Genomic DNA, 20383 nt, shown 5'->3' on the forward strand with positions numbered 1-20383 from the left:
TTAGTGCGGCTTTTTGCAGAAATTGTGGAACTCTTCGGCCATATAGGCAATGTGTGCGTCTGAAAGGCCGGGGAAGACCCCCACCCAGAAGGTGGCGTTCATAACCTGATCCGCGTTGTCCAGTGTGCCGACAACGCGGTGGGGCCGTTCACGCATATAAGGCTGGCGCAGCAGGTTGCCACCAAACAGGAAGCGGGTCGCGATCAGGCATTCGTTCAGGTGCTTGACCAGCGCGTCACGCGTGAAGGGGGCTCCGGGGCGGACTGTCAGCGGAAACCCGAACCATGACGGGTTTGAATGCGGCGTGGCTTGCGGAAGGATAAGGAATTCCTCAAGCGGCTTGAGCAGCGACAGGAGCTGTTCGAAATTGCGCCGACGGGCCGCGATGAAGTTTTCAAGATGATCGAACTGCGCGAGCCCGACGGCAGCCTGCATATCGGTGATCTTGAGGTTATAGCCAATGCTCGAATAGGTATATTTGTGGTCGTAGCCAAAGGGCAGGGTGCCAAGCTGCTGCTCGAAGCGCCGCTTGCAGCTATTGTCCCGACCCGGATCGCACCAGCAGTCGCGGCCCCAGTCGCGCATGGATTCAAGAACGCGCTTGAGCTTTGAATCGTTGGTGAAAACCGCGCCGCCTTCGCCCATGGTCATATGGTGGGCCGGGTAGAAGCTGAGCGTGCCGATATCGCCAAACGAGCCAACAATCTTGTCCCTGTAGGTGGCGCCCAGAGCGTCGCAGGTATCTTCCACCACAAAAAGATCGTGCTTTCTGGCAAGTTCCATAACCGTATCGAGGTCAAACGGATTACCCAGCGTATGGGCCACGGCAATAGCGCGCGTGCGCGGCGTAATGGCAGCCTCGATCAGGTCTGCGCGGATATTATAGGTGGGGATGTCCACATCCACGAAAACCGGCAGCAGGTTGTTCTGCAGAATGGGGTTTACGGTTGTCGGAAAACCGGCGGCACAGGTAATGACCTCATCGCCCGGTTGCAGGGCGCGTTTGCCCAGCAGGGGGTTTGCCAACGTGCTGACAGCCAGCAGGTTGGCGGATGAGCCAGAGTTACATGTCAGTGCATGCCGCACACCCATGAACTGGCGCAGCCGCTGCTCGAAAGCGCTGTTAAAGCGTCCTGTGGTCAGCCAGAAATCAAGCGCGCTTTCCACAAGCGAAGTGACATCCGTTGCGTCATAGACCTTGCCGGAAACCGGAACAGGGGTTTTGCCTGGCACGAAAGGGGCTGGGGCGTGGGCAATTGCGGTATATTCGGCAACGAGAGAAAATATCTGTTCTTTAAGGTCTTCAGCCGTGCGTGCCTTTTCAGAAGAAGTATTTGCAGTGCTTGTCATGTCTGTTCCAGAAAAAGCGCAGGGTTGAGGGTGTGGAGAGGAATTTCAAAAGTATATTTTAGGTAATTTCTTTTATATTTTAATATTTTGTTTGGAATTTTGTCAAGAAGGAGGGCGCTGGTGCCTTTGTTCCCCGAGGGCGGGAAAGTGTCATGGAAGAACATTTTTCACTCTGTCTTAAGGAGTGATATATGTTTGCGCATATGACCCCAAAGGCATTGGTTATGCACGAGACTGGACAGCAGATGAGCCGTGAAAAGTTTTCCCCCACAAAGGAGAGGGTCGCGCGGGCCTGTGTCTGCTGTGGGGGGCATGATATTGAACGCTCTCCGGCTGTTCTCATGCCGTTTATTGCGCATCGTGTTTTTGACTGGCAGCCTGCCACGATCGATGAAAGCTGGGGGCTTTCCGCTATCAGGAGCGGGCATGCCTACTCGCTCTGTAATTCCCTGTATTGTCGTGATTGCGGATTTTTGTTTCTGGATATGCGGTTTTCCGATGACGAGCTGCAAAGGCTTTATACGGATTATCGCGGCAAGGCCTATACCGAACTCAGGGAGCATTATGAACCCGGCTATGCGGCCCGGAATGATGTTCTGAACACGGTGATAGACTATATCCCCGATATAGAGAATTTTCTCGAAAAATACCTTACTTTTCCAATAAATATTCTCGATTGGGGTGGAGATACGGGAAAAAATACACCTTTCAGGAACAGGTGTGCCGCGTTTGATATTTACGATATCAGTGGCAACCAACCTGTGTCAGGGGCTGGTATTGTTTCAAGACAAGACCTGAATCTGAAGCAGTATGATCTGATCGTGTGCAGTAATGTGCTCGAACATGTGCCGTATCCATCCGATCTGCTCAATGATATTGCGCAAACCATGCGTGAGCAGTCCGTTTTATATGTGGAAGTGCCATTTGAAGCCATTATGAGGCAGGAAGAGGTTGCTCTACCGCAGGGCAAAAGACACTGGCACGAGCATATCAATTTTTATTCCGAAAAATCCCTTCGCTGCCTTTTTGATAAAGTTGGCCTTGATATTTTGGAACTGAGGCCTTTCCGGGCCATAACCGGCGGCGCGCCTTTCCATATGTTTCAGATTGCGTGTAAGCTGAAATGAAGGCCGCAGGTCATCTCGAGCGTGGAGCGTCAGTCGGGTTTATGCAAGCAGTAATACTGGCCGGTGGGCTGGGCACCAGAATTTCCGAGGAATCCTTTATTCGCCCCAAACCGATGATCGAGATCGGGGGGCGGCCTATACTCTGGCATATCATGAAGATTTACTCTGCTTATGGCATCCATGATTTTATTATATGCTGTGGCTATAAAGGGTATATGATCAAAGAGTATTTTGCGAATTATTTTCTGCATATGTCTGACGTTACAATAGACATAAGAAACAATACTGTAGAAGTGCATACGCAAAAATCCGAGCCATGGCGCATTACCCTGATTGATACCGGTCAAGAAACAATGACAGGTGGCCGCCTCAAGCGTGTTGCTCCTTACCTCAAGGGCGATTTCTGCATGACGTATGGGGATGGTGTCAGCACTGTGGATATCGGCAAGTTGGTCGCTTTTCACAAACAGCACGGCAGGCAGGCAACCATGACCGCCGTGCAGCCTCCCGGCCGCTTTGGTTCCATTCAGTTCGATAAGGCAACTGTTACATCGTTTCTGGAAAAACCCGATGGTGACGGCCATTGGGTCAATGGTGGCTTTTTTGTCCTCTCGCCTGATGTGATTGAACGCATTGAAGGCGATGCCACCGTCTGGGAAGGCAAGCCACTCGAAAGCCTTGCCAGAGACCGGGAGCTTGAGGCGTATTTTCACCATGGTTTCTGGCAGCCCATGGATACGCAGCGCGATAAAACCTATCTTGAGGAACTCTGGTCTACGGATCAGGCGCCTTGGAAAATCTGGTAATGGTCAGGCCGAATTTCTGGAGCGGCAAGCGGGTATTCCTGACCGGGCATACCGGTTTCAAGGGAAGCTGGCTTTCGCTCTGGCTGCGCGAACTCGGGGCCGAGGTAACAGGCTACGCACGCAGGCCCCCAACGGATGTAAACCTGTTTGAAAGTGCCGATGTGGCACAGGGTATGACATCCGTTATAGGCGAAATCTGCGATGCCGGGTTTCTGGCCGCCACGTTGGCTGAGGCGCGACCGGATATTGTCATCCACATGGCGGCTCAGCCGCTGGTGCGGTATTCGTACGACAACCCGGTGGAAACCTATTCGACCAACGTGATGGGGCTGGTGGCGCTCCTTGAGGCGGTGCGCCAGACCGACAGCGTGCGTGCGGCGGTGAATGTTACCTCCGACAAATGCTACGAAAACCGCGAGTGGCTCTGGGGCTACCGCGAAACCGACCCCATGGGTGGTTTCGATCCCTATTCTTCCAGCAAGGGCTGTGCTGAGCTGGTTACGGCGGCCTATACGCGCTCTTTTTTCAATCCCGAACGCTATGCCGAGCATGGCGTGGCGCTTGCCAGCGCTCGGGCCGGGAATGTGATCGGGGGTGGAGACTGGGCCTGCGACAGGCTTATTCCCGATATTATGCGGGCACTGGCCGCGCATGAACCGGTGAAGGTGCGCAACCCGCAGGCCATTCGTCCATGGCAGCATGTTCTGGAACCCCTGCGCGGGTATCTGATGCTGGCTGAACGCCTGTATGAAAACGGTACGGCCTTTGCGGGAGGGTGGAATTTCGGTCCTTCGGATACAGATGTCAAACCCGTTCAGTGGATCGTTGAAAACCTGACCCGGCAATGGGGGGAGGGTGCTGCATGGACATGCGAGCAGGAGCAGGGTGTGCATGAGGCAACCCATTTGAAACTCGATTGCTCAAAAGCACAGGCCCTACTGGGCTGGACACCGGTTTGGGGGCTGGAGGCCGCTCTGGACAGGATTGTCTGCTGGCATCAGGCCCATGCGCGTGGAGAGTCCATGCGAGCGTACACCCTTGCGCAAATCCGGCAATACCAATCGGCAGTCAGGGAAAAGAGCGGCTGCTAGCCTGTGTATGAACGCAGGCGGTTGGTGCAGCCTTGTTCTGGTGGGTTAGGTCGGATGTTGGCGTGACACTGTGTTTGGCTGTGGTGAAAAAATATTGTGTTGTTGTGGTGTGAGCCCGCCTGAGAGGCTGCGCCGCATCATTATCTGGAATGGTGGCAGGCAGGGCCCTGACCCGGAGTGAAATCATGAGTGCTGCTTGCGTTTCCACAGCTCTGGACCAGCTTGAAAGCGATATTCTGGCGGTCATGCGTGATCGTTCCCCAGCATGGTTGCGTAGCCAGCTTGCCAACGGGGCATATGTTTATGGGGCTGGCAATTTTGGCCGTCGGATTGCGCGGCAGATGGTGCAAGCCGGCCTGCCGTGCCTTGGTATGATCGACCGTCGGGCTGGGGCTGATCTGGCCAGTATCGAGGGGCTGCCGGTGCTGCACCCTGACGCGATTACGTCAGAAATCGCGGCCGGAAAAGTTTTTGTGCTCGGTATATTGAACCCCCATAACGATATGGGGGAACTGGTTCGACTAGGGCAGAGCCACGGGTTTGAGCATGTTTTCTGGGGGGCGGATATTGTCGATGCGCTGGGCGCTTCGATTGGTGATTTCTGGCTGAATGAACGCCAGTTTTTTATTGATCACTTCGAGCAGGTGCGCGCGCTTGCCAGCCTGTTGGGTGATGCGGTTTCGGTCGAAACTCTACTGTCTATCCTGCGGTTTCGTGTGATTGGGGGCGATGCACCACAATCCCCTGTTCTGTCGCGCAAAATGTACCTGCCTGACGACCTGCCGGGGTTTGATGCCCCTATCAGTTTTTTGGATGGTGGTGCCTATGATGGAGATACATTCCGGGGGCTGGTAAAGGCCGGGGTTTCAATCAATCGCTGGATGGCTTTTGAGCCAGATGCCGTGAATTTTGAAAAACTGGCGCAGTTTGGCGAAAGCTGCGGTGCTCAAGCTACCTTTATGCCGTGTGGCCTGTCTGACAGCATGCATCAGGTTTCGTTTGCGACGGGGAACGAGCAGGGGTCGCGTATTGTCGGCGGTCATGAGCCGGGTGGTGAGAGTATTCAGTGCGTGGCGGTGGATAAGGTTTTTCACGGCATTCCGGTTGATTACGTCAAGCTGGATATCGAAGGGGCCGAGGCTGCCGCCCTACGGGGTATGAGTCAGACCATACGCCAGAATAATGCCCGGCTTGCGATCAGCGTTTATCATCGCCCCGAGGATATCTGGGCACTGCCGTTCCAGATCAGGGATATTCTGCCCGATGCGGATATCTTTTTGCGCCAGCACGAAAAAAACACGTTTGAAGTGGTGGCCTATGCAATCCCGCGCCCGCGTAAGATCTGACGCGGGCGCGCCTGCCCGTTTCCTGCATTGTGGAAGAGATTATAAATGACAAAAGTTGTGTACGTAGCGGCCAGTTCGCAAGGTGACATGCTGAACGGGCTGGGCCGTGCGCTGGGTCGGTGTTTTTCCGATGCGGGTTACGAGTTTGTCGAACTTGATCTGGCTTCCGGGGAGATGGCTCTGGCAGTTCTTAAAGAAAAGATCATCGGCCAGAATGTGGAGGTTGCCTTCAGCTTCATGGGTATTGGCGCAGACCTCGCCTTGAACGGACAGAATGGGCAGCAGCACAGGGTATGGGAAGAGTGCGGTATTCCGTTTGTTTCACTCTATGGAGATTCCCCCGCCCATTTTTTTGACCGTCATGTGGTCAGGAGCAGCAATTTCGCCACGCTGTATGGTTTCCCCGAGCATGCGGCCCTGCGCAGGCGGTTGCCGCTGGTTAATGGGGTAATCGGGACAATCGGGTCGGTTATGGTGGACCCGATGCGTCGAGAAGATGTTGATATCGAACGCAAGCGCTCCGGGCAGCTTCTTTTCCTGAAAAATACCCATAATCCGCAGGTTCTGTGGGATAGCTGGGAGAAAGTATTGCCCCCGCGCATGCTCAAGGCCATACGGGAAATTGCTACGTATCTGACGGAGAACATGAGTAACCCCGCAACCAATCAGATTGACGATATCGTTGTAGAATATTTTGCGAACCATAATTTCGATGTGCAGAGTCTGATAAAACTGCGCCTGTTCTTTATTTCAAACCTTGATCACTATCTGCGTTATGTAAAAGCAGCATTTCTGGCAAACATACTGGCGGAGTTTCCGGTGCGCATTCAGGGCACAGGGTGGGGGCATGTTGATCTGTCCAATAAACGCTGCACCTATATTGATTCCTGTAATTATCAGGAATCAATAGGGCTTATTCAAAATTCTCTTGCAATGATCGATATGTCACCCAATACCGGATTGGCTGCGCATGACCGGGTCTGTCGTTCTTATGGCGCGTATACTCTGTGTCTGACAAACAGGCAGCCATTTTTTAATGACCTGCCTCGTGCAGAGGAGTTTATGTTTGATTTCGAGCCCGATGCCATCAGGCATTGCGTAGCGGAAACTATCGCTCACCCTGACAGGACCGTAGAGGCAGGGATTGAAGTTTCCACCTGTTTCCAGAAAAAATACGCGCCGGATATTTTCGTATCCACCGTTCTGGAACTGGCAGCCGCCATCCGGCTTGACCGGGTAAAAGCCCAGCCGGAAGGGCTGCCTGCCGGGTTTGTATGGCCCCCTGCATCATTGCAGTAAAAACGGATTGCACGAGCGCGCGCCGTGCTGGCGCATTCTCGTGCTCAGGCCGCTCTAGCGCGTGCGTCTGGGGGCGCGTTCATCAAACAGGCTCGACAGGGCCTGTAGCATGGTGCCGCCGAGTTCTTCCGCATCGGTGATTGTCACGGCTTTCTGGTAATAGCGGGTGACATCATGGCCGATGCCGATGGCGGTCAGTTCCACCGGGCTTCGGTTTTCTATCAGCGTGATTACCTCGCGCAGATGGTCTTCCAGATAGGAGGCGGGGTTTACGGACAGTGTGCTGTCATCCACTGGCGCGCCGTCTGAAATAACCATAAGGATTTTGCGGGCTTCCGGGCGGCTTTTCAGCCGTTTCCATGCCCAGAGCAGGGCCTCGCCATCAATGTTTTCTTTTAAAAGCCCCTCGCGCAGCATCAGGCCCAGATTGGTGCGTGCCCGACGCCACGGTGTATCCGCCGCCTTATAGATGATGTGCCGCAGGTCATTGAGCCTGCCGGGGTTGGCGGGTTTGTGGTCTGTCAGCCATTGCTCACGGCTTTGCCCGCCTTTCCATGCGCGGGTGGTAAAGCCGAGAATTTCCACCTTTACGTTGCAGCGCTCAAGCGTGCGGGCAAGAATATCGCCACAGGCCGCCGCCACCGAAATAGGGCGCCCCCGCATGGAGCCGGAATTGTCCAGCAGCAGGGTGACAACCGTATCGCGGAATTCCGTCTCCCGTTCCTGTTTATAGGACAGCGAGAGAGACGGGTTGGCCACAATGCGTGACAGCCTGCCCGCATCCAGCATGCCTTCTTCCAGATCGAACGACCAGGAGCGGGTCTGCTGGGCCATCAGGCGGCGTTGCAGGCGGTTGGCCAGACGCGACACAACGCCGTGCAGGGTTGCCAGTTGCAGGTCAAGCTGGTGGCGCAGGCGGGAGAGTTCCTCTGGGTCGCATAGGTCTTCGGCGGGAACTTCCTCATCAAACCGGGTGGTATAGGCATGGTAGCCGCGCGCGGTATCGCCGGGGTCTATTTCGGCCCGGCTACCGGGGCCTGCGGCCTCGCCCGTGCCTTCGGCCATGCCTGAGTCCTGCTCGTCCTCTCCGGTATCGGGCGCGCTGTCCCCACTGCCCGCCATGAGTTGAGGCTGACTGACAGCATCTTCAAGGTCAGGTTCCTGCTCGGGGCTTTGTTCCGGTTGATCCGCCGGGGGCTGCTCGGAGGTATCCTCGGGCATGTCCGAGGTATCGCCGCCGGGGTCTTCGCTGTTTTCGTTATCTTCCTGTGCCGTGTCGTCTTCCGCCAGAGCGCAGGCGGCCAGCAGGCGCCGGGTGGCGCGGGCATAAGCGGTTTGGCTTTCCTGATCGCGGGCGAGGGTGTCCAGCACGCTCAGGGCCTGCGGGGGCAGGGTGGCCTTCCATTTTTCCACAATGGTGCGTGCGGCTTCGGGTATGGGCTCGCCGGTCAGCTTTTCACGGGCCAGCAGTTCAAGCCCGACCACGGGTGAAAGCTGTGCGGGGTCTGTCAGGCGTTCCAGACCCGCGGCCTGCACGTCCTGTTCAAGACGCTGGCGCAGATTGGCGGCCACGCCACGCATATGGCGCGAACCCAGTGATTCGATACGGGCTTGCTCCAGCGCGTCATAGACCTCGCGCGCCATGGTTTCGGCAGGCTGGCGTGCCGCGTGCAGGGTAAAGTCGTGGTGCTTGAGGCGTAGGGCCTGCGCATCCGCCACGCCGCGCAGGCGCTGTTTTTCATCCTCGTTCAGCGAGAGCGACGGATTTTGCAGGCGGACTTTGCCGCCGAGGCTGAGCGGTGCCAGCGGCATGTTACCGCTATGGAATGACACATCGGCTTCCTGCCCGCCGCCTATGGCGCGCAGGGTGGCCGCTGTGGCCTGCCGAAAAGCATCGGCGCGTTTTTCCGCCTCCTCGCGCGAGAGGCGGGGCAAAAGCGCCGTTGGATTTTTTGGCGGGTCTTGTGTTGTGTCAGCCATAACCAGCCCTGCTCCGGTCTGAGGTATTACGCCGTGCGGGCGGGCAGCGGGCTACTGTTGAAGCAGCGCTGGTAATATTCGGCCACCATGGCGCGCTCGGCCTCGTCGCACTTGTTCAGGAACGTCAGGCGGAAGGCAAAGGCCGTATCCTTGAAAATCTGATCGTTCTCGGCCCATGCGATAACAGAGCGCGGTGACATGACGGTGGATAGATCACCTGCCATGAAGCCAGCGCGCGTCAGGGCGGCGAGGGCAACCATCTGCTCGATTTTGGTGCGGGCCTGCGTGTCGTTTTCCGCGATTCCCATGCGGGAGCAGACAATGCCCACCTCCTGCCTGTGGGGCAGATAGTTGAGCGAGGTGACGATGTTCCAGCGGTCCATCTGCCCCTGATTGATCTGCTGCGTGCCGTGATACAGGCCCGTGGTATCACCCAGCCCCACCGTATTGGCGGTAGCGAACAGGCGGAACCACGGGTTGGGCGTAATGACGCGGTTCTGATCCAGCAGGGTCAGCTTGCCTTCGACTTCCAGCACGCGCTGGATCACGAACATGACATCGGGCCGCCCGGCATCGTATTCATCAAATACGAGCGCGCAGGGGCGTTGCAGGCACCACGGCAGCAGGCCTTCCTGAAACTCGGTAATCTGCTGGCCATCACGCACCACGATGGCGTCCTTGCCGACGAGGTCGATACGCGAAACATGGCTGTCGAGGTTGATGCGAATGCACGGCCAGTTCAGCCGGGCGGCAATCTGCTCCACATGGGAGGATTTGCCCGTGCCGTGGAAGCCCTGCACCATCACCCGGCGGTTGAAGGCAAAGCCTGCCAGAATGGCCAGCGTGGTGTCGTGGTCGAACAGATAAGCCGGATCAATCGGGGGTACATGGTCCGTGCGGATGGAAAAAGCCGGAACGGTCATGTCGGTATCAAGGCCGAAGACCTCACGGACAGACACGTTCAGGTCGGGAACGGAAATGGCCGAGATAGGGGGCAGATCGCCCGTGGAGGGCTGGGTGGAGAGGTCCGTCATGATGATCCGTCTGGTCGTAAGGTGAAACGCCCTGCGTGCCTGCGGGGTCTGGCAGGTGCAGGATACATGATCAGTTTGTTTTTTCGAGGCCTTCTGACATCAGATGTGTGCGAAGCATGGTAAAGGCTACGTTGATCTGCTTGAGGCGTTCTTCCGCCGCGCGGTCTCCGTTGTTGGTATCGGGGTGGTGGCGGCGGGCCAGCGTGCGATACTGCGTTTTGGCGTCTTCCATCGAAACGGGCCATGGCAGGCCGAGCACCGCCAGCGCTTCACGCAGGGGCGGGGGGGCTGCGGGGGTTGCGCGCGAGCGGGCCTGTTCCGCCCGGCTGCGGCGGCTGCGGCCCAGAATGTCCAGCGGATCGAGAATGTCTTCTTCCGTGGTGTTGTGGTTTTTGGGCGAGCCTGCCTGCCCAAAGGTCCATGTCGGGCGGTCCCAGCGGGCATCGGCGCGCAGATGGGCCTCGATCTGTCCGGGGCTCATGCCTTTGTAGTAATCCCAGCGCGCGTTATACTCGCGCACATGCTCGAGGCAGAACCAGTAATACTGGTTCAGCGTCTCGCGTGAGCGGGGGGCGCGGTAGCCTGCCGCGTTTGAGCAGTTCGGCATGTCGCAGCAACGCTGCGGCGCGTCGGGGTCCGGGTCAAACGCGCGGGCGCGGGTGTTCCTTGGCTTGGTCATTTCCTGTTATTTGCGTTGCAAACGCATCAGTCGCAAGGGGTTAATGCCGATATGAGCAGTCTTTCGGATTCTGCCACGGGTTCTGTTCCCTCCAAAGCACGCGCCGAACGCATGCACCACAAACTGCTCGCGGCCTTTCAGCCCCAGCGGCTTGAAATGCTCGACGAAAGCAGCCGCCATGCCCACCATGTTTCCATGGTGCGTGGCCCGGATGCGGGCGCCACCGAAACGCATTTCCGTATGCTGATAGTCTCCAATGCGTTTGAAGGCGTCAGCCGCGTTAACCGTTCACGCATGGTGCATGATGTACTGGCCGATGAACTGAACAGCGGGCTGCACGCTCTTGCCCTGACCCTGCGCACCCCGCAGGAAGAAGAAAGCCATACGGCATGAGCCTGTGGCAACATATCCGGCGCAGTGCCCTGCTGTTACCCCTGCTGCTGGCCGCGTGCGCTGGCCAAGGCATGCAGGGCGCATCGTCAGAACGCGATATCGCGCGGGTCGAGGCGTATTTCCACACGGTCGACCTCAAGGCGGCTCCTTTCTCGCAGGTCTGGCCTGATGGTGCCGTGGGGAGCGGGGAACTGGCCTACCACCCCGGCTATCTGGATATGCGCTTTACCGCTCCCCACCCCATGACCCTGCATGCCGAAGGCCGCCATGCTGTTTTTACGGACAGTGCGACAGGGGCTGAAACCCGCATAGGGCTGGCCCATAACCCGCTTGGGCTGCTGCTGGATAACCCGGTGCATCTGGGGGGCGCGGTGACCGTGACCGATATCCGCCATGCCCCCGGCGTACTCCAGCTTTCCCTCGCCCGGACGGATAACCCGTCGCAGGGGCTGGTGACGCTCCGCTTTCGCGATTCTGCGGCGCGTCTGGCACTCTATGAGGTGCGGATTGTCGATGAACGACGCCGTGTGACGGTGATTACGCTGGGGTCAGGCTAAGCTCAGCCGGTTGCAGGGCGGAGGGCTGGCTGCCAAAAACGCTGGGCCAGCATTCCACCAGCGCCTGATCCAGTGCGGCCATATCCGTATCAAGGCCAAGGCGGCGAAAGCTGGTAACGCCGAACTCCCTGATGCCGCAGGGTACGATTCCGTCAAAATCTTCCAGCCGGGGCGCAAGGTTTATGGCAATGCCATGCCAGCTTACCCAGCGTGAAACGCGCACCCCGATTGCGGCAATTTTTTCTTCCATGCCGCTGGCCGGGTCTTGCACCCATACGCCAACACGCCCTTCGCGCACTTCTCCTTTAATGCCGAAACGCGCGAGAGCCGCGATAATCCAGCGCTCGAGTGCCTGTACATAGGCACGCAGGTCGCGGGCGGGAACATCCCCATGGGAGCGTTGCAGGTCAAGCATGGCATAGGCAATGCGCTGGCCCGGCCCATGGTAGGTCCACTGTCCACCCCGTCCGGCGGGGTAGGTGGGGTAACCGGCGGGGTTGAACAGGTCTTCCGTCCGGGCGGAGGTGCCGGCAGTGTAAAGTGGCGGGTGTTCGAGCAGCCAGACGCGCTCTGGTGCCCCCGTTGCCCGGATGTCGCGTGCAATCTGCTCCATGCGCGACAGGGCCTGTGGGTAAGGAACTGTTTTTTTGCTGATTTCCCACAAAATATGTTCTTTGGTCATTGCCGCGTGTCCATGGTTCGGTTATATGCCTCTCACCACACGGTATCGCCTTTTTGGTACCGGTTGTCACGGGCGGTCGTGGCGGAATGGTAGACGCGCAAGCTTGAGGTGCTTGTGGGGGAAACCCCGTGGAAGTTCGAGTCTTCTCGACCGCACCATTTTTCTCCAGAAAAATGACAAATTCAGAATCCCTCCCTGGTAAGGGGAGGGGCTGTTTTTGTGTCTTCGGGTCCGGCACTGATCCGAATTTGGCCTCTGGCCTGTCATATTCGCGCCGTTCTTTTCCTGTCTATGGGAATGGCCGCGCGAGCGGAGATATGTAACAAGAGATACTATTGGCTGGCAGAGTGGAGCCGTGTTGCCCAAGGATGGGTGGCGGCGTGTTCTGGTCTGGTGGCACGGTCTGGCTGGTGGCGACATGCTGCGTGGCTGGTCTGAATGGTTGAGACTCAACGTGATTTTCTAAGGTGTGCATTCGTGTCCAAACCCAAGCCTTTACGTAAAGCAGTTCTGCCGGTTGCAGGGCTGGGAACGCGCTTTCTGCCGGCCACCAAGGCCATGCCCAAGGAAATGCTGCCGGTTGTAGACAAGCCCCTTATCCAGTACGCGATCGATGAAGCACGTGCTGCGGGTATCGAGGAGTTCTGTCTGATCACGGGGCGCGGCAAAGATTCCCTGATTGATTATTTCGATATTGCCTACGAGCTTGAAACCACGCTGAAAGAACGCAACAAGCTGGATTGTCTGGAGGCGCTTGGCCCCAGCTCCATTCAGGCCGGTTCGCTCATGGCAGTGCGCCAGCAGGAGCCCCTTGGTCTGGGCCACGCCATCTGGTGCGCACGCGCATTCATTGGTGACGACCCGTTTGCCATTCTGCTGCCGGATGATCTGGTTCAGTCTGAAAAAGGCTGCCTCAAGCAGTTGGCCGAAGCGTATAATGAAACGGGCGGCAGTGTTGTGGCGGTGTCGGAAGTGCCGCGTGAGCACACGAACCGCTACGGTATTCTTGATGTCGGCAAGGATGACGGGCATCTGGTCGAGGTGCGCGGGCTGGTTGAAAAACCCAAACCCGAGGACGCTCCCTCCAACCTGTCCATTATTGGCCGTTACGTGCTGACCCCGCATGTCATGCGGCATCTGGCCAAGCTGGAGCGCGGCGCGGGTGGTGAAGTGCAGTTGACCGACGCCATGGCCAAAACCATTGGCGAGGTACCATTCCACGGACTGCGCTACGAAGGTACGCGTTACGACTGCGGCAACAAGCTTGGCTTCCTTGAAGCCCAGATTGCCTTTGCCCTGCAGCGCCCGGAACTGGCTGAGGGCGTGCGCGCCTTCCTGCCCAAGTATGAGGGGCAGAAATAATGACGTTTTCTCATAATTTCGACGCCACCAGCCTGCGTGAATACGATATCCGCGGGATTGTCGGTAAAACCTTGAGCGCTGAGGATGCCTTTGCTATCGGGCGTACATTCGGCAGCATGGTGCGCCGTAATGGTGGACGCACGCTTGTAGTCGGATACGACGGCCGCCTGTCTTCTCCCATGCTGGAGGAAGCCCTGGTGCAGGGGGCGGTGGAATGCGGGCTTGAAGTGACCCGTGTGGGCCGCGGCCCGACTCCCATGCTGTATTACGCCTCGGCCACGCTTGAGGCCGATGGCGCGATCATGGTTACGGGCAGCCATAATCCGCCGGATTACAACGGCTTCAAGATGATGCTGGCGGGTAAGCCCTTCTTTGGCGCCCAGATCAAGGAACTGGGCGAGCTTTCCGCGCAGGGCAATGTTGTCGCGCGTGAGGATGGCAGCGTGCGCGAAGCCGATGTGCGTGACGAATATGTTGCCCGTCTGGTCAAGGACTACGTGGGTGGTTCGCGCAAGCTGAAGATTGTCTGGGATAACGGCAACAGCTCCGCGGGCGAAATTCTGGAAAAGCTGGTGGCGGCCCTGCCGGGCGAGCATATCGTGCTCAATGCCGCTATTGACGGCACGTTCCCTGCTCATCACCCCGACCCGACGGTTGCCAAGAACCTTCAGCAGCTTATCAGCGTCGTGCGTGATAATGGTGCCGATGTGGGTATTGCCTTCGATGGCGATGCCGACCGGATCGGTCTGGTGGACAACAAGGGCGAAATCCTGTGGGGCGACCAGACGCTGATCCTGCTGGCGCGTGATGTGCTCAAGACCCATCCGGGTGCGACCATCATTGCAGACGTAAAGGCCAGTCAGGTTCTGTTCGACGAGGTTGCGCGCGCGGGCGGCAAGCCGCTGATGTGGCGTACCGGCCATTCGCTCATCAAGTCCAAGATGGCCGAAACCGGCTCGCCGCTGGCAGGTGAAATGTCGGGCCATATCTTCTTTGCCGATAAATGGTACGGCTTTGACGATGCCCTTTATGGTGGGGTGCGCGCACTGGATATTCTGGCGCGTATGGATGAGCCTCTTTCGGTTTTCCGCGAGTCTCTGCCCAAGACCATTTCTACCCCGGAAGTGCGTTTTGACTGCGATGATCACCGTAAGTTCAAGGTGATTGAGGAAGTGGCCGAGCGCCTGCGTAAGGCCGGTGCCGATGTCTCCGAAATCGATGGCGTTCGGGTGAACACGTCTGATGGCTGGTGGCTGCTGCGTGCCTCCAACACGCAGGCCGTGCTGGTGGCGCGGGCAGAAGGAAGCGACGAGGCTGGTCTGGAACGGCTCAAAGCGGCTCTGGTGGTGCAGCTTGAAGAGTCCGGCCTGTCCAGCCCGGATTTTTCGGGTGACAACGCCGGGCACTAAATCTGCTCGTCTGTTATGGTTCGGGCGGTCTGGCGGTATGCCGGGCCGCCCGTTCCGTTTGAGGCTGGTTCAGAATCAGGCCTGCCCTGTCAGGTTTGAATATGTGTCTTGCAGGGAATATATGTTTCAGTTCGCTCCCAGTTACTGATATAGAGGACAAATGTTGTCCCCTTTCATGGACCCTGCCGGACGGCGGATTTCCTATTTGCGCCTGTCAGTAACAGACAGGTGCGATATGCGGTGTTTGTACTGCATGTCGGAAAACATGACCTTCCTGCCCAGAGATGATGTTCTCGATTATGACGAGCTGCTGCGCCTTGCCCGCGTGTTTGTGCATCAGGGCGTAAGGCGGCTGCGGATTACTGGCGGTGAACCGCTGGTGCGCAAGGATATCGGGCATTTTCTGCTGGCGCTGCGGCCTCTTCTGGGTCAGGCCGATGAGCCCGGACGGCTCGATGAAATCACGCTTACCACCAATGGTAGCAGGCTGGCTGAATTTGCCGAGTTGTTGGTCCGCGCAGGCGTGCGGCGGGTGAATGTCAGCCTCGATACCCTCGACCCGGAGCGTTTCACCCAACTGACCCGGCGCGGCAGGCTGGCGACCACACTCGATGGGATTCGTGCCGCGCGTGAGGCGGGCCTTGCCGTGCGTATCAATACCGTGGCCATGGCAGGCGGAAACGACACCGAGTTTGATGACCTGCTGGCATGGTGTGGAGAAATTGGGGCTGATCTGTGCCTGATTGAAACCATGCCCATGGGTGAGACAGGCGATAGCCGGATCGCGCGTTATCTGCCGTTATCCGATGTCCGGGCTGATCTGGCACGGCGCTGGACGCTGGAGGATAGTCCCCACAGGACAGGCGGGCCAGCGCGCTATGTTCGTGTGGCCGAAACAGGGCAGCGCCTTGGGTTTATTACGCCGTTGAGCCATAATTTCTGCTCAACCTGCAACCGGGTGCGGCTATCGTGCACCGGCAGGCTGTACACCTGTCTGGGGCAGGAGGATGGTGCCGATTTGCGCGGGCTGATGCGGGCTGGAGCGGATGATGCCGCATTGGCCGGGATGATTAATCAGGCTATTGGTCGCAAGCCTGCCCGGCATGACTTCATGCTGGACCCTGCCTTGGGGCAGGTTGCTGGGCCGGAGCGGCATATGAGTGTGACCGGAGGTTAATCCGGTATCTGCTCCGTTGCTTTGCTGCCGGACAGTACATCGCGCAGATCATGCTGGAACTGGCCGGGTTGCAGAGGCTGCGGCTGTGTTGGCGCCGGTGCCCAGCCAGACAGAACGGCCATGTGCAGCGGCATAGAAAAACCATCAGTATTGTTTTTATTACAATCCGTTATACGAGAGTCTTCACTGTTGGACTCAAGCTCTGCTGCGGCTGCCGCAAACAGCATGCGTGAGGTAAAGCGTCGTGGCCGCTGCACAAGGGCGCTGGTTTCGCCCGCAGCACGCAGGTCGGCCAGCAGGGCGGTGGTGGAGCGGTAGCGCAGGTCCAGCCGCTCGCTATCCACAACCGGCAGGGCAAAGCCCGCGCGTTGTAAAAGCTGCACACAGCCCTGCTGGGTAGGCAGGGGCGAAACCCGGGGCGAAACCCCATCGCTCAAGGCCAGTTCAGCCCGCTCAAGGGCCGAGCGGAGGGGGCGCAGGGTCGGCAGAATAGGCATGCAGGCCAGAAACAGCCCATCGGGCCGGAGGCTCTGGCGGATCTGCATGAACGTGCCGGGCAGGTCGTTCACCCAGTGTAGCGACAGGCAAGCTACCACAAGGTCAAAGCTTGCCGGTGCGAAGGGCAGGGCCTCCGGGCTGGCGCACAGCGTATGAGGTGCACAAAGGGCGGCCTGCCGGGGCGAGATATCCATGGACAGTGTGGGGATATGCCGCTCTGCCAGCATCTGGCTGACCAGCCCACGGCCGCCTATATCCAGCGCTGCGGTAAAGGGACGTGCGACATCATCCAGCCGGTCTGACAGGATTGCGGTTGCGGCGTCCAGAATGGGGCTGATCAGGCCCTGTCTGCCTGCGGCCCTGTCCCTGTGGAGCATGATGGCGCGGTGGTCGAAGATGGCGGGCGTGTTCATTTCGCTGGTGTGCGCGCTCAGGCCTGTTTTGCCAAGTCTGCCTTTGCCGTTATGACCGCAAACAGGCTGTTGAACGGAGGCTGGGCTATGGGTGCGCATATGCTGCGGGTGGCAGGCCGGTTCGTGCTGGACAGGCTGTACCCGCCTTCCTGCCTACTGTGTGGGGCTGATACGGTGCAGGCCGGGCTGGTCTGTGGGGCGTGCTTTGTGTGCCTGCCCATGCTGGGGCCTCCATACTGCAAGGCGTGTGCGCAGCCTCAGGCTTCCAGTGCATTGCTGGGGGCAGACGGCCTTTGTGCCGCCTGCGAGCGGCGGCACCCGGCATGGGATCAGGGGCGTGCGGCTTTTGTGTACGATGCCGCGGCACGAGATATGATCCTGCGGCTGAAATATGCGGACCAGATTGATTATGCAGCATTTCTGGCAAAGCATATGGTCCGGGCGGGGCAGGATGTGCTGGTGCCGGGTGCGCTGGTGGTGCCTGTGCCAGTGCATCGGTGGCGGCTGCTCTCGCGGCGCTACAATCAGGCGGCTTTATTGAGCCGCCATATCGCCAGAATGCAGGGCTGCGAACATGGGCCGGATGTACTGGAGCGCCTGCGCGCCACGGTGCGGCTTGCCCGTTTTTCGCGCGGGGCAAGAAGGCAGGAAATGCAGGGAGTCATGCGGGTTCGGGCACGTTGGCGTGCTTTGCTGCATGGGCGCACGATTGTGCTGGTTGATGACATGCTGACAACAGGTGCCACGGCAACAGCCTGTGTGCAGGTTCTCCGAGAGGCCGGTGCGCAAAAGGTACACCTGCTGGTGGCTGGTGTGGTGCCTGAGCGGCCCGGGCTTGATATAGATTTGCAGGAAATGCACTAACAACTCTGTCAGATCCCGCGTGGCATCACCATGTGATAGGCGAAAGCCTTCGGGTGTCAGAGGAAGTGCAAGAGAGAGCTTATGTCAGAGATTGTTATCTATACCCAGCCGGGCTGCCCATACTGCCGCCGGGCCGTGTCCCTGCTGCAAAGCAAGAACGTGCCGTTTAAGGAAATCAATGCGCCGCACGGCACCGCCGAGCGCGAAGACTCCATCCGTCGTTCAGGTGGGCGGACGACCGTGCCGCAGGTCTTTGTGGGCGAGACGGCGCTGGGTGGGTGTGATGACCTGATGGCGCTTGAACGCTCGGGCCGTCTGGATGCAAGCCTTGGTATTGCCTGAATATGGCAGCCGGTGCCTGCGCGTGAGCGGATGGTAAGGGAGAGGCGCAAGAGATGATCTGCTACCGCCTGCGCTGTGCTGATGGCCATCAGTTTGAAGGATGGTACAAGGACAGCGCGACTTTCAGCCGCTTGCGCGAGGCTGGCATGCTGTCCTGTGCTGAATGTGGCATGGCCGCTGTGGATCAGGCCCCCATGGCGCCTGCCATCGTCAGTGGTGGGCGGCGGCAGGAAGCCGCGCCACAGGTGCAGGACACGCCTACCGTGGCGGGTGCATCCGGCCAGAATCAGCCTGTGCCCACTGGGCAGAGCGGCTCTGAACCCTTGAGCGTTAGCGAAGCGGACAGGATGCTGGGTGCGCTGAGGCAGATGCGCGAGATGGTTGAAAAAAACTGCGAAAATGTTGGTGAGCATTTTGCGCACGAAGCGTTGCGGATACATCATGGCGAGGCACCGGAGCGCGGTATTTATGGAGATGTAAGCGCGCGGGACCGTGAAATGCTGCACGATGAAGGTGTGGAGTTTCACGCCATCCCGTGGGTAAGCAAGACCGATAGCTGACGCCGAGCCAGCATAACGGGGTGGCCGCGCAATGCGGGGTTTGTCATTTATGGCTTGCGGCAAGGAGTAGGGCACATGAGTGGACAGAGCATGGCAGCGCGTTCAGGCCGGTGGTTTAGCGGTAATATGCGGGGTTGGGTGGCCGTTTTTGCCCTCTGTGCGCTGCTGATTGGCGGCGGCCTGAGGCCGGCCATGGCGGCCTCAGAAGGAACGCTGATGGGTTACTGGCTGAGTCAGGACCATGATGGCGTGTTTCTGGTTCAGCAATGCGGCGATGTCGTGTGTGGGCACCTTGTCGGGCTACAATATGAAGGCACGGACGTGCCGCGCGGGCATGATGGTAAGGTGGAATGTAACCTCATGATGCTGACGGATTTCCGGCCCATGAAGGAGAATACCCGCAAGTTGCAGGGGCATATTCTCGACCCCGATACAGGGCATGTATACGACGCCCAGATATGGGCGGACGGGCCGGATGTGCTCAAGCTCCGGGGTTATCTGGGCCTGCCGTTATTCGGGCAGACCCAGACATGGACACGCTATACAGGCCCCGCCATGGGCCCGATGTGCAAAATGCCCTGAAGCTGCTGCCGGTGCCCTGCGCTGCCGCAGGTGCCACCAGATAAAACCTGAAAAATTAGCGTTTTATGAACGACGCAATGTAGTTCACACTCAGGTCTTGCGTTTCTTTCCAGCTATTGGCCCAGCCTGCTGGGCCGGGTGTCAGGCCGGTAATAGTCTGCATATCCAGCCCTGCGGCGCGGGCCTGCCGGGCGAGGTCTGATGGGCGGATGAATTTTTTCCAGTCATGCGTGCCTACGGGCAGAAGGCGCAGCAGGTATTCTGCCCCGACCTTGCCAATGGCAAATGAGCGCAGGGTGCGGTTCATGGTCGAGACAATAACCGTGCCGCCCGGTTCCACCAGTGCACTGAGCAACTGCATGAACGCCTCGGGGTCTGTCACATGCTCGATGATTTCCAGCGCGATAACGGCATCAAAGCGTTGCCCTTCAGCCACCAGATCTTCCGCACTGCCATTGCGGTAGGTGAGCGGGCCTGAACCAGCTGGGAGAGGGTGCGCCTCAAGATGGGCGAGGGCAGCGGCGATTCCATCTGCCGAGGCATCAAGCCCCAGCACATCATGCCCAGCCGTGGCGAGCGATTCGCTCGCCAGTCCCGCACCGCAGCCGATATCCAGCAGCCGTACCCGGCGCGATGTCCGGCCACGCAGGGGCAGGTGGCGGCTGATCCATTCTGTCCGCACGGTGTTCATGGCGTGCAGGGGGCGCATGGGGCCTGTGGGGTCCCACCATTGTTGGGCCAGCGCGCTGAAGCGGGCGATTTCCTCGGGGCAGACAGAGGGGTTTGTCACGGGGCCGGGGGCCGCGTTCAGGGGCATGCCCTGCGGCATATC

The 20383-nt window shown here is 58.6% G+C and carries 21 protein-coding genes and 1 tRNA gene; 15 read left to right on the plus strand and 7 right to left on the minus strand.

Annotated elements, in window-relative coordinates; all coding sequences use genetic code 11:
• Complete coding sequence (gene rfbH, locus ABF757_RS00200) at nt 1–1350, minus strand: lipopolysaccharide biosynthesis protein RfbH (RefSeq protein WP_415480418.1); 1350 nt, start codon at nt 1348–1350, stop codon at nt 1–3.
• 485 nt (nt 1351–1835) lie between these two features.
• Between rfbH and ABF757_RS00205 the strand changes: the two genes are divergently transcribed.
• From ABF757_RS00205 to ABF757_RS00225, 5 genes are all read left to right on the plus strand, one after another.
• Nucleotides 1836–2477, plus strand: coding sequence for a class I SAM-dependent methyltransferase (locus ABF757_RS00205; protein WP_415480419.1), 642 nt, complete (start codon nt 1836–1838; stop codon nt 2475–2477).
• 41 nt (nt 2478–2518) lie between these two features.
• The gene (rfbF, locus tag ABF757_RS00210) at nt 2519–3283 is read left to right on the plus strand and encodes a glucose-1-phosphate cytidylyltransferase (RefSeq protein WP_025859608.1); all 765 of its coding nucleotides are present in this window, start codon (nt 2519–2521) and stop codon (nt 3281–3283) included.
• Nucleotides 3268–4374, plus strand: coding sequence for a CDP-glucose 4,6-dehydratase (rfbG, locus tag ABF757_RS00215; RefSeq protein ID WP_415480420.1), 1107 nt, complete (start codon nt 3268–3270; stop codon nt 4372–4374). Before rfbF ends, rfbG begins: the two co-directional genes overlap by 16 nt.
• Nucleotides 4375–4559: 185 nt before the next feature.
• On the plus strand, nt 4560–5720 hold the full coding sequence (locus tag ABF757_RS00220; protein WP_415480421.1) for an FkbM family methyltransferase: 1161 nt from the start codon (nt 4560–4562) through the stop codon (nt 5718–5720).
• A gap of 45 nt (nt 5721–5765) precedes the next feature.
• Entirely contained in the window at nt 5766–7019 is a 1254-nt protein-coding gene (locus tag ABF757_RS00225) for a hypothetical protein (protein ID WP_415480422.1), read from the plus strand.
• 54 nt (nt 7020–7073) lie between these two features.
• Here ABF757_RS00225 and ABF757_RS00230 read toward each other — a convergent pair whose 3' ends face one another.
• The 3 genes from ABF757_RS00230 to ABF757_RS00240 all read right to left on the minus strand — a co-directional run bounded on the left by ABF757_RS00230 (nt 7074) and on the right by ABF757_RS00240 (nt 10712).
• Nucleotides 7074–8999 (minus strand): cobaltochelatase CobT-related protein, encoded by a 1926-nt coding sequence (locus ABF757_RS00230; RefSeq protein ID WP_415480423.1) that lies wholly within the window; start codon nt 8997–8999, stop codon nt 7074–7076.
• A 26-nt stretch (nt 9000–9025) separates the two neighbouring features.
• A complete protein-coding gene (locus tag ABF757_RS00235; RefSeq protein ID WP_415480424.1) occupies nt 9026–10033 on the minus strand; it encodes an AAA family ATPase in 1008 nt (335 codons plus the stop codon).
• Between the two features lie 70 nt (nt 10034–10103).
• Entirely contained in the window at nt 10104–10712 is a 609-nt protein-coding gene (locus ABF757_RS00240) for a J domain-containing protein (RefSeq protein ID WP_025859613.1), read from the minus strand.
• 51 nt (nt 10713–10763) lie between these two features.
• Here ABF757_RS00240 and ABF757_RS00245 point away from each other — a divergent pair, with 51 nt between their 5' ends.
• Together ABF757_RS00245 and ABF757_RS00250 are read left to right on the plus strand one after the other, a co-directional pair.
• On the plus strand, nt 10764–11105 hold the full coding sequence (locus ABF757_RS00245; protein WP_415480425.1) for a BolA family protein: 342 nt from the start codon (nt 10764–10766) through the stop codon (nt 11103–11105).
• Nucleotides 11102–11662 carry a LolA family protein gene (locus tag ABF757_RS00250; RefSeq protein WP_025859615.1) on the plus strand — a complete coding sequence of 187 codons (561 nt, stop codon included), beginning with the start codon at nt 11102–11104 and terminating at the stop codon, nt 11660–11662. The genes ABF757_RS00245 and ABF757_RS00250 overlap by 4 nt, the downstream gene beginning before the upstream one ends.
• Here ABF757_RS00250 and lipB read toward each other — a convergent pair.
• A complete protein-coding gene (gene lipB / locus ABF757_RS00255) occupies nt 11643–12344 on the minus strand; it encodes a lipoyl(octanoyl) transferase LipB (RefSeq protein ID WP_415480426.1) in 702 nt (233 codons plus the stop codon). The genes ABF757_RS00250 and lipB overlap by 20 nt on opposite strands.
• Before the next feature lie 72 nt (nt 12345–12416).
• Between lipB and ABF757_RS00260 the strand changes: the two genes are divergently transcribed.
• The 4 genes from ABF757_RS00260 to moaA all read left to right on the plus strand — a co-directional run bounded on the left by ABF757_RS00260 (nt 12417) and on the right by moaA (nt 16292).
• Nucleotides 12417–12502: transfer RNA gene (locus tag ABF757_RS00260), tRNA-Leu, on the plus strand.
• A gap of 319 nt (nt 12503–12821) precedes the next feature.
• Nucleotides 12822–13706: a UTP--glucose-1-phosphate uridylyltransferase GalU gene (galU, locus tag ABF757_RS00265; RefSeq protein ID WP_415480427.1), complete on the plus strand. Its 885-nt coding sequence runs from the start codon at nt 12822–12824 to the stop codon at nt 13704–13706.
• Nucleotides 13706–15115, plus strand: coding sequence for a phosphoglucomutase/phosphomannomutase PgmG (gene pgmG, locus ABF757_RS00270; protein ID WP_415480428.1), 1410 nt, complete (start codon nt 13706–13708; stop codon nt 15113–15115). The genes galU and pgmG overlap by 1 nt, the downstream gene beginning before the upstream one ends.
• A 160-nt stretch (nt 15116–15275) precedes the next feature.
• On the plus strand, nt 15276–16292 hold the full coding sequence (gene moaA / locus ABF757_RS00275; RefSeq protein WP_415480429.1) for a GTP 3',8-cyclase MoaA: 1017 nt from the start codon (nt 15276–15278) through the stop codon (nt 16290–16292).
• Here the strand turns inward: moaA and ABF757_RS00280 are convergent.
• Nucleotides 16289–17203: a methyltransferase domain-containing protein gene (locus tag ABF757_RS00280; RefSeq protein ID WP_415480430.1), complete on the minus strand. Its 915-nt coding sequence runs from the start codon at nt 17201–17203 to the stop codon at nt 16289–16291. The genes moaA and ABF757_RS00280 overlap by 4 nt on opposite strands.
• 87 nt (nt 17204–17290) lie before the next feature.
• Here ABF757_RS00280 and ABF757_RS00285 point away from each other — a divergent pair, with 87 nt between their 5' ends.
• The 4 genes from ABF757_RS00285 to ABF757_RS00300 all read left to right on the plus strand — a co-directional run bounded on the left by ABF757_RS00285 (nt 17291) and on the right by ABF757_RS00300 (nt 19551).
• Nucleotides 17291–18067: a double zinc ribbon domain-containing protein gene (locus ABF757_RS00285; RefSeq protein ID WP_415480431.1), complete on the plus strand. Its 777-nt coding sequence runs from the start codon at nt 17291–17293 to the stop codon at nt 18065–18067.
• Nucleotides 18068–18148: 81 nt separating this feature from the next.
• Nucleotides 18149–18409: a glutaredoxin 3 gene (grxC, locus tag ABF757_RS00290; protein ID WP_415480432.1), complete on the plus strand. Its 261-nt coding sequence runs from the start codon at nt 18149–18151 to the stop codon at nt 18407–18409.
• 53 nt (nt 18410–18462) lie between these two features.
• Nucleotides 18463–18969, plus strand: coding sequence for a DUF1178 family protein (locus ABF757_RS00295; RefSeq protein ID WP_415480433.1), 507 nt, complete (start codon nt 18463–18465; stop codon nt 18967–18969).
• A gap of 126 nt (nt 18970–19095) precedes the next feature.
• Complete coding sequence (locus tag ABF757_RS00300; protein ID WP_415480518.1) at nt 19096–19551, plus strand: DUF2147 domain-containing protein; 456 nt, start codon at nt 19096–19098, stop codon at nt 19549–19551.
• Nucleotides 19552–19606: 55 nt separating this feature from the next.
• Here the strand turns inward: ABF757_RS00300 and ubiG are convergent, their stop codons facing one another.
• Entirely contained in the window at nt 19607–20380 is a 774-nt protein-coding gene (gene ubiG, locus ABF757_RS00305; RefSeq protein WP_415480519.1) for a bifunctional 2-polyprenyl-6-hydroxyphenol methylase/3-demethylubiquinol 3-O-methyltransferase UbiG, read from the minus strand.
• Nucleotides 20381–20383: the final 3 nt, after the last annotated feature.

It is taken from the genome of Acetobacter papayae, from assembly GCF_047721125.1.
Lineage (GTDB): Bacteria > Pseudomonadota > Alphaproteobacteria > Acetobacterales > Acetobacteraceae > Acetobacter > Acetobacter papayae.